Origin of the sequence: Actinomyces sp. 2119 (genome assembly GCF_003591215.1) — a bacterium.
Lineage (GTDB): Bacteria > Actinomycetota > Actinomycetes > Actinomycetales > Actinomycetaceae > Actinomyces > Actinomyces lilanjuaniae.
In genome coordinates this window covers 168034-183222 of sequence record NZ_QYRR01000001.1, presented here as the reverse complement: position 1 = coordinate 183222, position 15189 = coordinate 168034, and the positions used below count along the sequence as shown (strand labels likewise).

At 68.2% G+C, this 15189-nt stretch carries 10 protein-coding genes and 1 pseudogene; 3 read left to right on the top strand and 8 right to left on the bottom strand.

What is annotated here, in order from left to right:
• Positions 1-157: 157 nt before the first annotated feature.
• From D4740_RS00745 to D4740_RS13060, 3 genes and pseudogenes are all read left to right on the top strand, one after another.
• Complete coding sequence (locus tag D4740_RS00745; protein ID WP_119835030.1) at positions 158-1798, top strand: BCCT family transporter; 1641 nt, start codon at positions 158-160, stop codon at positions 1796-1798.
• Between the two features lie 231 nt (positions 1799-2029).
• A complete protein-coding gene (locus tag D4740_RS00740; protein ID WP_119835029.1) occupies positions 2030-3400 on the top strand; it encodes an MFS transporter in 1371 nt (456 codons plus the stop codon).
• Between the two features lie 223 nt (positions 3401-3623).
• Positions 3624-3851, top strand: a pseudogene (locus tag D4740_RS13060) (TetR/AcrR family transcriptional regulator); the annotation flags it as partial.
• A 430-nt stretch (positions 3852-4281) separates the two neighbouring features.
• Here D4740_RS13060 and D4740_RS00730 read toward each other — a convergent pair.
• The 8 genes from D4740_RS00730 to carB all read right to left on the bottom strand — a co-directional run bounded on the left by D4740_RS00730 (position 4282) and on the right by carB (position 15184).
• Positions 4282-6378 (bottom strand): primosomal protein N', encoded by a 2097-nt coding sequence (locus tag D4740_RS00730; RefSeq protein ID WP_182911295.1) that lies wholly within the window; start codon positions 6376-6378, stop codon positions 4282-4284.
• An 86-nt stretch (positions 6379-6464) separates the two neighbouring features.
• On the bottom strand, positions 6465-7673 hold the full coding sequence (gene metK, locus D4740_RS00725; protein WP_182911294.1) for a methionine adenosyltransferase: 1209 nt from the start codon (positions 7671-7673) through the stop codon (positions 6465-6467).
• Between the two features lie 60 nt (positions 7674-7733).
• Positions 7734-9143, bottom strand: coding sequence for a phosphopantothenate--cysteine ligase family flavoprotein (locus D4740_RS00720; RefSeq protein ID WP_119835027.1), 1410 nt, complete (start codon positions 9141-9143; stop codon positions 7734-7736).
• A gap of 130 nt (positions 9144-9273) precedes the next feature.
• Positions 9274-9702: a DNA-directed RNA polymerase subunit omega gene (gene rpoZ, locus D4740_RS00715; protein WP_119835026.1), complete on the bottom strand. Its 429-nt coding sequence runs from the start codon at positions 9700-9702 to the stop codon at positions 9274-9276.
• A 44-nt stretch (positions 9703-9746) separates the two neighbouring features.
• On the bottom strand, positions 9747-10346 hold the full coding sequence (gmk, locus tag D4740_RS00710) for a guanylate kinase (protein ID WP_119835025.1): 600 nt from the start codon (positions 10344-10346) through the stop codon (positions 9747-9749).
• Between the two features lie 129 nt (positions 10347-10475).
• Positions 10476-10787 carry an integration host factor, actinobacterial type gene (mihF, locus tag D4740_RS00705; RefSeq protein ID WP_119835024.1) on the bottom strand — a complete coding sequence of 104 codons (312 nt, stop codon included), beginning with the start codon at positions 10785-10787 and terminating at the stop codon, positions 10476-10478.
• 141 nt (positions 10788-10928) lie between these two features.
• On the bottom strand, positions 10929-11822 hold the full coding sequence (gene pyrF / locus D4740_RS00700; RefSeq protein WP_119835023.1) for an orotidine-5'-phosphate decarboxylase: 894 nt from the start codon (positions 11820-11822) through the stop codon (positions 10929-10931).
• Entirely contained in the window at positions 11819-15184 is a 3366-nt protein-coding gene (gene carB / locus D4740_RS00695; protein WP_119835022.1) for a carbamoyl-phosphate synthase large subunit, read from the bottom strand. The genes pyrF and carB overlap by 4 nt, the downstream gene beginning before the upstream one ends.
• Between the last annotated feature and the right edge of the window lie 5 nt (positions 15185-15189).

Sequence of the window (15189 nt, the reverse complement as noted above, 5' to 3'; positions counted from 1 at the left end):
CGGTGGGCCGCCTCTTCCCGTTGCTATATAGTTGCGGCCGACACGTTCACACAGTGCGGGTACCGCGGGTACTAGGCCTCTAGCCTCCGGGCCTGCGCTGCCAGCAGATGCCTCAGCTGCCTGCACCGAACGACGAGTACTCACAGGACTGGGACCAATGGGCACTACACCCTCTCATCACGCCACCGACGACCACAATGACACCAGTGCCGGTCCTGTCTCCAGGCCCTCGCCCCTGGCAGCGGGGTCAAGCCGACGCCGTGAGGACTGGACGGTCAAGACGGTCAGTCTCCTGCTTGTCAGCCTGGTCATTATCCTCACCGTAGCGCACGGCGACACCGCAGCCAGCGTCATCAGCTCCTTCAGGACCGCGGTCACCAGCAACTTTACCTGGTACTTCGTAGTCCTGGCCACGCTTGCCCTTCTCTTCTGCGTCTACATGGCTACAGGACGGCGTGGGGCCATTGTCCTGGGCGGCCGAGGCGCGAGACCCGAGTACGGCCGATTTGCCTGGTACTCCATGCTCTTCGCCTGCGGGCAGGGAATCGGGCTCATCTTCTGGTCCGTTGCCGAGCCTCTCCTGCTCCGGTCGGACAATCCTCTCAGCGACGTGGTCGGCACTGACGACACTGACGGCGCCCTGATCTGGACCTACTTCCACTGGGCGGTCCACGGGTGGGCCATCTACTGCGTCGTCGCCCTGTGCCTGGCCCTGTCGTTCCACAACCGAGGGTCCTTCATGACGTTCAGGGACGCTGTGACCGACATGTTCCCCGAGCGCGTCCGGGGCGTGGTCGGCGTGGTCGTGGAGACCACCGTCATCCTGGCCACCGTCTTCGGCCTGTCCACCTCCTTCGCCTTTGCCGCCATGCAGCTGTCCTCGGGCATCGGCCAGACCTTTGGTGGCGTCCCCGGCCCGGCCGTGCGCACCGTCGTGATCGGCGTCATCGGCCTCCTGGCGGCGCTCAGCGTCTACCTGGGCGTCGAGAAAGGCATGAGGAGGGTCAGCGAGGTCAACTCTGTGCTGAGCATCGTCCTCATGGCCGGGGTCCTTGTCGCAGGCCCGACGGTCTACCTGTTGTCCGTCCTCCCCCAGACGACCGGGCAGTACCTGTGGTCCATGTGGTGGATGGGAACGTGGACAGACGCCGCCTCGGCCGCCACCGCCCTGGAATCATGGGACTCCAGCTGGAACGGGACTTGGACGGTGTTCATCTGGTGCTGGTCCTGGGCCTTCTCCACCTTCGTCGGCTCCTTCATCGCACGCATCTCCCGGGGGCGCTCACTGCGCGAGTTCGTTGTCGGGGTCCTGGGCATCCCCTCCCTGGTCTGTGTCGTGTGGATCGGGCTGCTGGGCGGGGCAGCGCTCTACTACGACGACGCCGGGCAGGGAGCCGTCAGCCGGGCCACGCAGCAGGACACCTCCCTGGGGCTCTTTGTCATGCTCGGCGAGATTCCCTACCGTCCGGTAGCCCTGGCGCTCCTCCTCATTGCCACCATACTGGTGGGAACGTACTACCTCACGTCGCTGGACTCCGGTATCCACGCGCTGAGTGGATTCGTCTCCTCCGCAGCGCAGCCGTCGAGGTTGTTCCGAGTGGCGCTAGTAGCAGGAATAGCCGGGATCGCTTTCCTGCTGCTCACTATCGGAGGCGAGACCGTTGTGGGAACCGTCCAGACAGGAACTATTATCGGGGCGCTCCCCTATACTGTGGTTACTTTACTCATGATGGCCAACACCTTTCGTCACGTCTCGCGGGAGACGCGTGCCGGGCAGGAACTGGGGGTGGAGATATAAAAGGGGCACGCGTTGCTGTTGCCGCCGACGCTGCCCACCGACGTCAATAGGGTTCCAAAATACCCTAGGCACTTACGGCACGTCCTGGGCGCAGCACGGCATCATACGCTATAGTATGACGAACTTCACCCATTAGGCTCCGCCGCGAAATTGACGGACGGATAACCTTTTCTGCCCGTCCGGACCCACGTCGCGGTCGGACGCCCCCAGACACTGGAGACCAGAGTCAGCATGACTGAATCCACGACACGTGCCGACATGCACGACAACCGCGCCCAAGCCTTAAGAAAGGCGGCAACGGCAAGCTTTATAGGCAACTTTATCGAGTGGTTCGACTATGCCTCCTACGGCTACCTGGCTGTTGTGATCGGTAGGGTATTCTTTCCCGAGAGCGACGAGTCGGTCCAAATCATGTCCTCCTTCGCGGTATTTGCCATGTCCTTCGTGCTGCGGCCAGTCGGGGCGGTAGTATGGGGGGCATGGGGCGACCGCAAGGGGCGCAGGTGGGCACTGTCGTGGTCCATCCTCCTGATGTCCGGCTCCACCTTCCTCATTGGGCTGCTGCCCGGCTACGCCACGATCGGCCTCGGCTCAGCCGTGGGCCTGCTCCTGCTGCGCATGGTCCAGGGCTTCTCCGCCTCCGGGGAGTACGCCGGCGCGGGCACCTTCCTCGCGGAGTACGCCCCCACCAGCCGACGCGGGATGTACACCAGCCTGGTTCCGGCCTCGACCGCGTGTGGACTGCTGGCCGGCTCCCTCATGGTCTCCGGTATGTTCGTGCTCCTCGACGACGCGGCGATGTCCTCCTGGGGATGGCGTGTCCCCTTCCTCCTGGCCGGACCCCTGGGGCTCATCGGGCGCTATATCCGTGTGCACCTGGAGGACTCACCCGTGTACCAGTCCATGGTCGAGGACATGGGCGCCGAGGACACGCAGGAGACCCCGGACCGGCCTGGGACACGGTGGGTGGAGCCGCTGCGTGAGCTGCTGGCCCACCACAAGCGCGAGACTCTCATCACCTTTGGTGTCTCCTGCCTCAACGCCGTCGCCTTCTACATGCTGCTGACCTACATGCCCACCTACGTCCACGAGGAGCTGGGCTTCTCCCAGGACACCGCCACGATGGCCACCTCCGCCATGCTTACGGTCTACATCGGCTCGATCTTCCTCATGGGACACCTGTCGGACTCCTTCGGGCGCCGCAAGATGCTCATCGCCGCGTGCCTCACCTTCATCGTGCTCACGGTCCCGCTGTTCGTCGTCATGATGAACGCCTCAGGGAACCTGCTGGTCGTCATCGCGTGCCAAATCGTCTTCGCGGTCGTCCTTACGGCCAACGACGGGACCCTGGCGACATTCCTGGCCGAGTCCTTCCCCACCAGCGTCCGCTACTCCGGGTTTGCCCTGTCCTTCAACGGCGCCAACGCGATCCTCGGAGGCACGACCCCCTTCATCGTGACCTGGCTCATCACAGCCACCGGGTCAGGACTGGCGCCGGCCGTCTACCTCACCGTTGTCTCCCTGGTCGCCCTGGTAGCGATCACCATGTCACGCACCCTCCACGGCTCTGAGCTCACGCAGGTTGGTGGACACCAGTCGTAGAGCCGACCCCGGAGGGGCTACGCGGGCAGGGACACAAGCAGCCGCACAGGCGTGGCCTGTCTCAGCGCCTACGCGGCACCTCTGTCCCGCCCTGGCCGAGGCAGACGCATCAGGCACAGTGTCATTGTCGATATAATTCGATATAAATGGGGCCGTAGCACCGACACCGTCTTACCGACACCGTCTTGGAGTGCCACCACCGCCGACAGCCAAGGAGCCCGTCATGACCGGTACCGGACCAGGAACGCAGGCTGGCGCGCCCTCCTCGTGGAGCACACGACCAGAGGCAGGCAGCACCTCGCGCGGGGAGGACCGCAAGCAGGCCATTACCGAGGCCGCTGCCGCTCTCATCCGTGAGGCAGGTCCTTCTGCCGTAAGCCACCGCAGCGTAGCCAGGCGGGCCGGGTGCTCGCTGTCTGCGACCACCTACTACTTTGATGGGCTCGACGACCTCCTCCACCAAGCAGGTCTGCTCAATATCGGGCTGTGGGCCTCGCGTGCTGAGCGCGTCGCTGACTGCGTGGAAGAGCTGGGCGAGACTCCCAGCCCCGCACGACGGATCGAGCTCCTGCTCCAGGCGACCCTCCCCAGCCACGGACGCTACCTGGGCCACTACCTCCAGCTCATCGGAGCGGGCAAGGTCGAGCCCGTGGAGCAGGCCTACCGGCAGGGTCGTCAGCGTCTCAACACTGCTGTCGGCAGGGTGCTGCAGCGCCTCGGCAGCCCCTTGGAGCCCGAGATGGTTATCGCCGTCGTGGACGGCGCCGCCGTCACTGCGCTCAGCGAGGGCCGCGACGTCAAGGCGACTGCCACCACGCTGCTCTCCCAGCTGACAGCATGGGCGCACCCGGGTCCCGCGGTGCAGTCGACCACACCAGCATCTACCACAGGGAGGTCGGGTCCAGCTCAACACGAACAGGATCCTCACGACGAACTGACCTCTCCCGAAGGTGGTGGCGCAGCATCGCGGCAAGCTCAGACCCCCTGGAGGCAGGACAACGGATAAGCCCCCTGGCCTCCCCCACTCCGCCGTCACCCGCGGTCTCCCCTACCGGTCCCGGCAGCACCGGTCCCAAGGTCTCGAAGCCCTGCTCCTGCGCCTGGGCAAGGAAGCCCTCCACGGACCACTCGTGCCCGTCCAGCCGTGCGGCCCTCCACGCGGGAGGGAGATGGAGCTCGTCACGCTCACGGAGTTCACGACGGGCGAAGCCGACGTGGTCCCACCGCAGGAACGCCTGAGCCACAGCCGGGGCCGGACGTCCAAGGAGAATGACCCGTGCCCCGGGGGCAGCAAGAACTGCCGCCCCCGTCCACAGGCGGAGCGCCTCCTGAGCGGACCCCAGCTCAGGGCGGCTGGAGATGACCGCTCCGTCGAGGATCAGCACCGCCCGGTATCCGCCGTCAGCCACGGGCTCAGCGCCAGGCGTCGCCACGATGATCCGTGGCCGTGGCCCCACGGTGCTGACCACGCCGTGGTCCTCCCTGGCGCCTGAGACCAGGACAGGGACGTGGGGGAAGGCCCGGCCCAGCTCCTCACCGGTACGGGAGGAGCCGACGGTGACCATCCGAAGCCTCGTCCCACCACACTGGGGGCACTGCCACTGCCCAACCGGACGCGCGCACCAGCGGCAGGTGGTACGCCCCCCGCGCGACATGGCCAGAGGTCCTGAGCAGTGAGGGCAGCGGGCGACCTCGCGGCACTGCAGGCAGGCAACTACCGGGGCGTACCCACCTCGCGGCACCTGGACGAGGACAGGCCCTTCTGTCAGTGCCGAGACCAGGGCACGGTGCGCCAGGGACGGCACCCGGGCGGTGCCGGAGGCCCCCTCGGCCTCGAGCTCGGGGGCACCGGGGACCTCGATCCGAGCCGTCGCACGACGAGCCACCTCGCGTGGCGCCGACAGCTCGGTGCACCAGCCCCGCTCAACCAGGGCCTGCGTCTGCGCAGAACGTGAGTATCCTGCAAGAAGAAGACCGGCTCCCTCCAGGGAGGAGCGTAGTGCCAGCACGGTTCGCGCGTGCACGTAGGGGGCGTGGCGCTCCTCAAGGCGGCTGTCACCGTCGTCCCACACGACCGCCAGTCCCAGGTCAGCCACGGGTGCAAACGCCGCCGACCGGGTCCCCACCACGACACGGGCGCGCCCTAGCAGGACCTGGAGGAAGGCACGATACCGCCGAGAAGCCCCGTGCTCGGCCGACAGGAGCGCAACCCGCTCCCCCGGGAGCTCACGCCGCAGCACGTCGGCAACAGCCTCCGCCTGCCCCGTGGTGGGTAGCACCACCAGCACACCTCGGCCGCTGGCCAGGCTTGCCTGCGCAGCCACCGCCACACAGCGCTGCCACGCCGCGCTGACACCTTCCCGACGGGGCAGCGCGCACCACCCTGCTCGCGGAAAGCCTCCCGCGGCCAGGTCGGCAAGGAGCTGTGCGCCACCGTCGTAGACCCCCCAGGTACCCTCAGCCGACGGCACCGCCCACGCCGGGGACTCCTCGGGCGGCGACGACGTCCGCTCCAGGCGCTCCGTCGCCGCGTGCCGTGAGGGCAGTGCCAGCCGGACCACGTCGGAGCGCACGCCGGCACTACGTGCTGCCACGGCCTCCACCAGCCGCCGGGAGGCGGCTGGCAGCACAGACAGGTCCGAGATCACGCGGCGCAGGGGCGCCAAGCGTCCCAGGTGGGTGGTGGTATCAGCGCGTTCCCAGACCCAGCCGCGCATCTCCTTGCCGCCGAAGCGGACCACGACCCGTGTCCCGGGTGCCGCCTCCTCCGTCATGGTGTCAGGGACGCTGTAGTCGAAGGTGCGGTCCAGGTGTGGTACCGGGGAGTCCAGAAGCACCCGGGCCACAGGGAGCCCGGAACCTGGCACCTGTAGCGGACGGCCGTTACCACGCGGCACGCTGAGGAGCTCCCCCTGGGAGCCGGTGCGCTGCCTCTCCTGGCTGGGCGCGATCCTGGCCACGCCGCCGACCACGTCCATGAGGGGCCTCCTTTACCGCGCTTTACCGCGGCTCTCGTGCCAGCGCACCGGCGCCCGCCACGGCCTGGACATACTAGCCGGACAGGCTAGACGGCACGGAGAAGCTCCTGTGTGCGGTCAAGCCTCTCCCAGGCGAACCCGGGGCGTCCGAAGTGTCCGTACGCACTGGTGGAGGCGTAGATCGGACGCCGCAGGTCGAGGTCACGCACGATAGCAGCCGGACGGAGGTCGAAGACCTCCTCGACAGCCGAGGCGATACGCTGCGTCGGCACGGTCTGCGTGCCGAACGTCTCCAGGTAGAGGCCGACAGGACGAGCCGAGCCGATGGCGTAGGCGACCTGGACCTCGCAGCGCCGGGCCAGGCCCGCTGCCACCACGTTCTTGGCGACCCACCGCACGGCGTAGGCAGCCGAGCGGTCGACCTTGGAGGGGTCCTTCCCGGAGAACGCCCCGCCGCCGTGACGGGCCATGCCCCCGTAGGTGTCCACGATGATCTTGCGGCCGGTAAGCCCCGCGTCGCCCGCGGGCCCGCCTACCACGAACTGGCCGGACGGGTTGACCAGAATCTCCGTGTCGTCTGCGGCCAGGTCAAGCCCCTGCTCTGCCTGCTCCTGAAGGACCGGGGCGACGACCTGAGTAGTCAGGGCGTCGGTGAGCCAGGCTCGGGTGCGGTCCTGGTCGTGCTGGGCAGAGACCACGACCGTCTCCAGGCTGACCGGGCGGTCTGCCTCGTAGCCAACTGTCACCTGGGTCTTGCCGTCCGGGCGCAGACCCTCCACGATCCCCTCCTTGCGCACCTCAGCCAGTCGTTGCGCCATGCGGTGGGCAAGAAGGATGGGGGCGGGCATGAGGACCGATGTCTCGTCACAGGCGTAGCCGAACATGAGCCCCTGGTCCCCCGCACCCTGGAGGTCCAGGGGGTCGGCCGGATCGTCACCGCCCTCACGCGCCTGCAAGGAGATGTCCACCCCGGCGGCGATATCCGGGGACTGCTGGCCGATCGACACCGAGACACCGCACGACCCAGCGTCAAAGCACACCTGGGAGGAGGTGTAGCCGATCCTCGAGATCTCCGAGCGGACGATCTCGGGAATCTCCACGTAGGCGTGCTCAGTGGTCACCTCCCCAGCGACGTGGACCAGCCCGGTCGTCACCATAGTCTCCACCGCCACCCGGGCGCCAGGGTCCTGCTCCAGGATGGCGTCCAGGATGGCGTCTGAGACGCGGTCACAGACCTTGTCCGGGTGACCTTCCGTAACCGACTCCGACGTAAAGAGCCGCACCGTTGACTTCACCAGCCCATCCTAACCACTGGCCACGGGCGCGAACCGGCAGTCGCGCCGGTAGTCCTGCCGCTACCGCCCACCCGCAGGCAGGCACTGTACGACCAGGTCGACCAGGGCCTCGGCAACCTGCGCCTTGGTACCCCGGGCACGGGTGACCTCGTGCCCCTGGTGGTCCAGCACGACGACGGCGTTAGGGACGTCCCCGAACCCCAGGCTCTCCCCCACCACGTTGACCGCCAGCAGGTGCGCCCCCTTCCGACGGGCCTTGGCCGTGCCGTGGGCAAGAGCGTCCTGGTGGCTGTCCCCGGTCTCAGCGGCGAACCCGACCAGGAGCTGGCCCGGTCGGGGCGGGTCGGAGACCAGGCCAGCCAGGATATCGGGGTTCTCGACAAGCTCCACCGTCGTCAGCCCCGCAGGCTTCCCGTCTTCTGGCTGCGGGAGGCTCTTCTTGAGCTTGGTCGCCGAGACGCTGGCAGGACGCATGTCGGCCACGGCCGCCGCCATGACCACGACGTCCGCGTCTCGCGCCTCCTGGCGCACGACACGCTCCATGTCGACGGCAGTGCCCGCCTCCAGGACACGTACCGTTCCCGGCAAGGTGTCCAGGACGGCCTGCTCCACATGGGCGTGGACCAGAGTGACCTGCGCGCCCCGTGCGGCCACGGCCGCCGCCAGGGCTGTGCCCTGGCGGCCCGAGGAGCGGTTGCCCAGGAACCGCACGGGATCAAGTGGCTCCCGTGTGCCCCCGGCCGTCACTAGTACGTGACGACCCTGCAGCGCTGGTGACGGTGCTGCTGAGGGTGCCGCCGACGGTGCCGCCGACGGTGCCGCCGACACTGCCACTGACTGGGCGCGCGCAGCCGGGTCGGCTGGCGTCGTCTGGGAAGAGGCAGCGACAGGATCCTGGGAGTTCGAGACCGTGCCGCCCGGTGCACTACGGTCCAGGGCCGCCACGGCCTCGCGGATCACACGCTCAGCCTCTGGCAGACGGCCGGGCCCCCAGTCCCCACTGGTAAGAGGCCCCGAGTCGGGCTCGATCACCCGCACCCCACGGCGACGCAGCACCGCGACGTTGTCCACCGTGGCCGGGTTGCGCCACATCTGCGTATGCATGGCCGGGGCCAGGACCACCGGTGCGGTCGTGGCCAGGATGGTAGCGGTGAGCAGGTCGTCCGCCCTGCCCGCACGGACCCGGGCGATGAGGTCGGCTGAGGCCGGGGCGACCAGGACGAGCTCAGCCCACTCAGCCACACCCACGTGCTCGACAGCCGCGGGGTCGTCAAAGAGGCCGCTGGAGACCGGAGCACCTGAGACCGCCGCCAGCGCTGACTTCCCGATAAATCTCAGGGCCGCCTGCGTGGCCACCGTGCGGACCTCGTACCCGGCCTGCCTGAGGCCGCGAATCACAGACGGTGCCTTGTAGGCGGCCACAGACCCGGCGACACCGACCACCACCCGCCGGGCCTTAACTCCTGTCACGGCGCCGTCACCTCCGAGGGCCTTCCCACCAGTCTCCTTGTCCGGCCCCTGCCCTACCGGATCCCGGACGGCCCTGGCCGCCTGGCACCGCTCGCTTGCACCGGCAATACCGCCCAGGAGCGGTCCAGGATCAGAACTGGATGTCCTCAAGACCGGTGACGTCACCCGCGTCCAGGTCCTCCGTCTCCGTCATTGAGACCTCCGTCATTGAGACCGGGGTGCCAAGATCGATGTCAGCAAACATGTCCGCCTCTGCCGCCCGCCGGGCCTCCTCCGCCTCGGCGCGACGGGCGCGCGCTACGTCGCCGGGGATAACCTCCAGCTTGTCCTCAGCGATCTCCCGCAGGGCGATACCCAGCGACTTCTCCTCCAGCTCCGCCTCAACGAGCGGACCGAAGAACTCCATCTGGTTGTCCTCCAGCTGCTGGGTGTAGGCATTGATCTGACGTGCGCGCTTCGCTGCCTCCACGACGAGCCCGTACTTGGAGTCGACCTTGTCCAGGAGGTCGTCAATCGGCGGGTTGGTGATGCCCTCGGGCTGCGGGGAGGTTCCGAGCATGGCGTGGCTCCAGTTCTGTCACGACGGTACTGCGGCCCGTCAGTTTACTCCTCCAGTCCCATGAGAGCCTCCAACTCACTCGTGGCACGCGACACGGTGTCGTTGACGACGGTGTAGTCGAACTCTCCTGCGGCCTCCATCTCCACACGGGCCGTCACCAGGCGGCGCTCCTGCTCGCGACGGTCCTCGGTGCTGCGCCGGGTCAGCCTGCTCACGAGCTCCTCCCAGCTGGGCGGCAGCAAGAACACAAGCTGGGCCTGAGGCATCGCGACCCTGACCTGGCGGGCACCCGCCAGGTCGATCTCCAGCAGGGCAGGACGTCCGGCCCCCAGCTGGTCCTCGACCGGTCCCCGAGGAGTTCCGTAACGGAAGCGCCCGTGGACCTGTGCCCACTCCAGCATCTGCCCCGTGGACACCAGGTCGTCGAAGTCCGCCTCCGACACAAAGTAGTAGTGCACGCCGTCCACCTCACCGGGACGAGGACGACGCGTCGTTGCCGAGACCGACACGAACAGGTCGGGATGACGGCGACGCAGCTCAGCCACGACGGTGCCCTTGCCGACTGCTGTCGGCCCCGCCAGGACTGTCAGACGAGCCGGCCTCGGTACGGTGGCAGCGGGTGCCGGGGCGGCAGCATCACTCATGGGCACATCATGGCTCACCGGAGCGGCTCGTACCAGCCTGCACACAGCAGGGGGCTGCCGCACCACCCGGCGGGAGCCGGAGTGGGGCGGCAGACCGTGAGACAGCCCCGGGCGCTCGTCCCTGTCGCCTCAGCCGAAGCGTCTGATCAGCTCGGCACGCTGCTGAGAGCCCAGACCACGCACCCGCCTCGACGATGCGATACCGACCTCCTCCAGAACGGTGTCGGCCGTCGTGTCTCCCACGCGTGGCAGGGACAGCAGCAGCGCCCTGACCTTCATCCGTCCCAGGACCTTGTCGTCCTGGGCCTCCTCCAGGAAGCGTGACAGGCTCAGCCTGCCGCTCTTGAGCACTGACTTGACCTCAGCCCGTCGTGCCCGCGCCGCTGCCGCCTTCTCCAGGGCAGCAGCCCGCTGCTGCGGTGTCAGCTCCGGAAGCACCATAGTCCCCTCCCTCCCCTTTCAGTGACCTGAAACACAAGGATACGATGGACGTGACGTCGGCGCACACGGAACGACCTCATGGGCACGACATCGTGCCTCAGCCGGGGTTACAGGCAGCCACGGGCGCAGGCGCCCAGTGGCTTACCAGGCCAGCGCGGCGGCCACCGCCTCGCGGGTCTGCCCCGCCGCTCGCCGCAGCCCGGACACCTGAGGCCCCGCTTCCAAAACTGCACGGGAGGTCGAGGCCAGGACCCGGTGCCGCACCCCGCTGAAGACGCTCCTCAGCTCTGCGGCCCCCGCTCCTTGAGCCCCCACCCCGGGGGCCAGCAGCGCAGCATTGGCCGAAGCCAGGTCAATTCCCAGGTCCCTCACGGCGCCACCGGTCGTGGCCCCCACCACCAGGCCGACACTGCCCAGGTAGCCCGCCTTGTCAGCGGCAGCGTTCGACCGGGCCACAGCCTCGACGACACCTGCCGCCACTGAGCGCGCGTCACTGCTGCGCGCGTGCTGGACCTCAGCTCCCTCCGGGTTAGAGGTCAGTGCCAGCACAAACACTCCCCTGCCCGTGGCGCAGGCGAGCTCCAGCGCCGGAGCGAGCGACCCGTAGCCCAGATAGGGCGAGACTGTGATCGCGTCAGCCGCAGCAGGAGCGTCCTCACCCAGGTAGGCCTGGGCGTAGGCCCCCATCGTGGAGCCGATGTCGCCCCGCTTGACGTCAAGGATAGACAAGGTCCCGGCGTCCCTCAGCGCTTGCAGGACCTCCTCCAGCACCGCCACCCCCGCGGAGCCGTGCCGCTCAAAGAAGGCAGCCTGCGGCTTGACGGCAGCCACTCGGCCGGAGACGGCCTCCACCACCCGCAGGGAGAAGTCGCGCAGGCCGACAGGGGAGTCCGCCAGTCCCCAGGCCTCCAGGAGGCCTGGGTGCGGGTCGATACCCACGCACACGGGACCGCGCTCTGCCATGGCCTGGGCCAGCCTGGCTCCGAAGGGCGGACGTGCGGTACGGCGACGCGGATCACGAGCTGCTGCGCTCATAGCACCGGGTTCTCCATGGTTGTCACGCTGTCTGTCCCGCTCTGGCAGAAGCCTGCACCACGTCGGCGGAGACGGGCACTCATATGCTCCTGCAGGCTGCGAACTGTGAACGGTCCCCGCAGCTGGGCCTCCAGCGCCTGGACCACGGCCTGAAGCTGCTGGACAGTGGTGATGATAGGACGGTCGGCAGCGGTTGTCGCGGCACGGATAGAGTAGCCGTCAGCACGGGCGCCCTGCCCCCTGGGGGTGTTGACCACCATGTCGACCGCGCCGGACTCGATAAGCCCCACCACTGTCTGCTCCCCGTGCGCCCCCACGCCCTCGCTGACCTTGCGCACAACCGTGGCGCTCACACCGTTACGCCGCAGCACCTGGGCAGTACCTGTCGTGGCCAGCACGGTGAAGCCGAGCTCAGCCAGGCGTGCTACCGGGAGGATGACGGCCCTCTTGTCCCGGTCGGCCACGGAGACAAAGAGAGTCCCCTCGCGAGGCAGGCCGCCGTAGGCACCCGCCTGCGACTTGGCAAAGGCACGAGGAAAGTCCAGGTCATAGCCCATGACCTCTCCGGTGGAACGCATCTCGGGGCCCAGCAGCGAGTCCACCACGTGCCCCTCAGCCGTACGGAAGCGCCGGAAGGGAAGCACCGCCTCCTTGACCGCCACGGAGTCCTCCGGGTCCCAGAAGGCCGCGTCCTGCGCAGGCAGGTCCCCACGGCGCCTGAGCGAGGCGATGCTGGCCCCGGCCATCACCAGGGCGGCAGCCTTGGCCAGAGGCACACCTGAGGCCTTCGAGGCAAAGGGCACCGTCCGAGAGGCACGGGGATTCGCCTCGATGACGTAGAGGACGTCAGAGGCCAGGGCGAACTGAATGTTGAGCAGGCCTCGTACGCCCAGTCCTGACGCGATGGCCTGCGTCGAGCGGCGGATGCGAGAGATCTCGGCATCGGACAGCGTCATAGGGGGGAGCACGCAGGCGGAGTCACCGGAGTGGATACCGGCCTCCTCGATGTGCTCCATGACGCCGCCCAGAAACAGCTCGGTGCCGTCATAGATCGCGTCCACGTCGATCTCGACGGCGTCGTCCAGGAAGCGGTCGACGAGGAGCGGGCCACCGCCGTAGGCACCGCCGGGCTCCTGGCCCGCACGCTCAAGGTAGTCGACCAGACCGTCGGCGTCGTAGACAATCTCCATGCCGCGCCCCCCCAGCACGTAGCTGGGACGTACCAGCACCGGGTAGCCCACGTCGGCCGCCACGGCCCGCGCCTGCTCGTCGCTCAGCGCAGTCCCGTGAGCGGGCACCTCCAGCCCGGCCGCCTCCAGCACCAGCCCGAATACCTCACGGTCCTCTGCGGCGTCAATGGCCTCGGGAGTGGTCCCCAGGACCGGGACCCCGGCGTCGTGGAGGCGCTGCGCCAGGGACAGAGGCGTCTGTCCTCCCAGCTGGACGACCACCCCAGCCACGGGGCCGGCACGGCGCTCGGCCTCGTAGACCTCCATGACGTCCTCGAAGGTCAGCGGCTCGAAGTAGAGCCGGTCGGAGATGTCGTAGTCGGTGGAGACAGTCTCCGGGTTGCAGTTGACCATGACTGTCTCATAGCGCTGCGCCAGCGCCATCGAGGCGTGGACGCAGGAGTAGTCGAACTCGATCCCCTGACCGATCCGGTTGGGGCCGCTTCCCAGGATGATGACGGCCTCACGCTGGCGGGGTGCCACCTCGGTCTCGACCTCGTAGGTGGAGTAGAGGTAGGGGGTACGGGCCGCGAACTCGGCAGCGCAGGTGTCCACCGTCTTGTAGACCGGTCGTAGTCCAAAGGCGTGGCGCACCTCCCGGACTGCTTCCCGGCTGATCCCACGCAGGCTCGCCACCTGGGCGTCGGAGAAGCCGTGCCGCTTGGCCCGCGCCAGGACCTCAGGTGTCAGTGCCGCAGCGTCCTTGACCTCCTGGGCCACCTCCTCCACAAGGAGCACCTGGTCCACGAACCAGGGGTCGATCGCCGTGGCCTCGCTCAGCCGCTCGGGGCTGGCGCCTCCCCGGAGCGCCTGCTGGAGGTCGACCAGACGGTGCTCGCTGGGGGTGCGCACGGACTCCATCAGCCCGGCCACCTCCTGGTCGCCGGGTGCCTGACCCTCCCAGTGAAAGACCGTCCCCGGCTTGTCCAGGGACCGCATGGCCTTCTGGAGGGCCTCGGTGAAGCAGCGGCCGATGGCCATGGCCTCCCCCACTGACTTCATGGTGGTCGTCAGGGTCGGGTCCGCACCCCGGAACTTCTCAAAGGCGAAGCGCGGGACCTTGACCACGACGTAGTCCAGGGTCGGCTCGAAGGACGCCGGGGTGGAGCCGGTGATGTCGTTGGGGATCTCCTCCAGGGTGTAGCCCACCGCCAGGCGGGCGGCGATCTTGGCGATGGGAAAGCCCGTGGCCTTGGAGGCCAGGGCAGAGGAGCGTGACACACGGGGGTTCATCTCGATGACGATGACACGTCCCGTGGCGGGGTCGACCGCAAACTGGATGTTGCAGCCCCCGGTATCGACTCCCACCTCCCGGATGACCGCGATGCCGATGTCACGCAGCCGCTGGAGCTCGCGGTCGGTCAGCGTCAGAGCCGGGGCCACGGTCACGGAGTCTCCCGTGTGGACCCCGACCGGGTCGATATTCTCGATGGAGCACACGACGACGACGTTGTCCGCCGAGTCGCGCATGAGCTCGAGCTCATACTCCTTCCACCCCAGGACGGACTCCTCCAGGAGTACCTCCGTGGTCCGCGACGCCGACAGTCCCTGGCCGCAGATACGCTCCAGGTCCTCAGGCCCGTAGGCCACCCCGGAGCCCAGGCCGCCCATGGTGAAGGAGGGCCGTACCACCACCGGGTAGCCGCCCAGCTCCTCCACGCCGGCACGGCACTCCTCCATAGAGTGGGCGACGAGGCTCCGGGCTACCTGTGCCCCGCACCGCTCGACGACGGCCTTGAACTCGTCGCGGTCCTCCCCCGCCCTGATCGCGGCCGCCGAGGCGCCGACGAGCTCGACGCCGTAACGCTCCAGCACCCCGGACTCAGCCAGGCTCACAGCGGCGTTGAGCGCCGTCTGCCCTCCCAGGGTTGGCAGGAGCGCGTCAGGTCGCTCACGCTCGATGACTGTGGTGAGCACCTCAGGCGTGATCGGCTCGACATAGGTGGCGTCGGCCAGGTCCGGGTCGGTCATGATGGTGGCCGGGTTGGAGTTGACCAGGATGACACGTAGGCCTTCGGAGCGCAGCACCCTGCAGGCCTGGGTACCGGAGTAGTCGAACTCGCAGGCCTGGCCGATGACGATGGGTCCCGAGCCGATGACCAGCACGGAGGAGATGTCAGGACGCAGCGGCACTGGGA

Excerpts from the sequence above, each read along its gene's own strand:
- D4740_RS00745 (WP_119835030.1), top strand. The coding sequence starts at position 158 with ATGGGCACTACACCCTCTCATCACGCCACCGACGACCACAATGACACC.
- D4740_RS00740 (WP_119835029.1), top strand. The coding sequence starts at position 2,030 with ATGACTGAATCCACGACACGTGCCGACATGCACGACAACCGCGCCCAA.
- D4740_RS00730 (WP_182911295.1), bottom strand. The coding sequence starts at position 6,378 with ATGGACGTGGTCGGCGGCGTGGCCAGGATCGCGCCCAGCCAGGAGAGG.
- rpoZ (WP_119835026.1), bottom strand. The coding sequence starts at position 9,702 with ATGCTCGGAACCTCCCCGCAGCCCGAGGGCATCACCAACCCGCCGATT.
- gmk (WP_119835025.1), bottom strand. The coding sequence starts at position 10,346 with ATGAGTGATGCTGCCGCCCCGGCACCCGCTGCCACCGTACCGAGGCCG.
- mihF (WP_119835024.1), bottom strand. The coding sequence starts at position 10,787 with ATGGTGCTTCCGGAGCTGACACCGCAGCAGCGGGCTGCTGCCCTGGAG.
- pyrF (WP_119835023.1), bottom strand. The coding sequence starts at position 11,822 with ATGAGCGCAGCAGCTCGTGATCCGCGTCGCCGTACCGCACGTCCGCCC.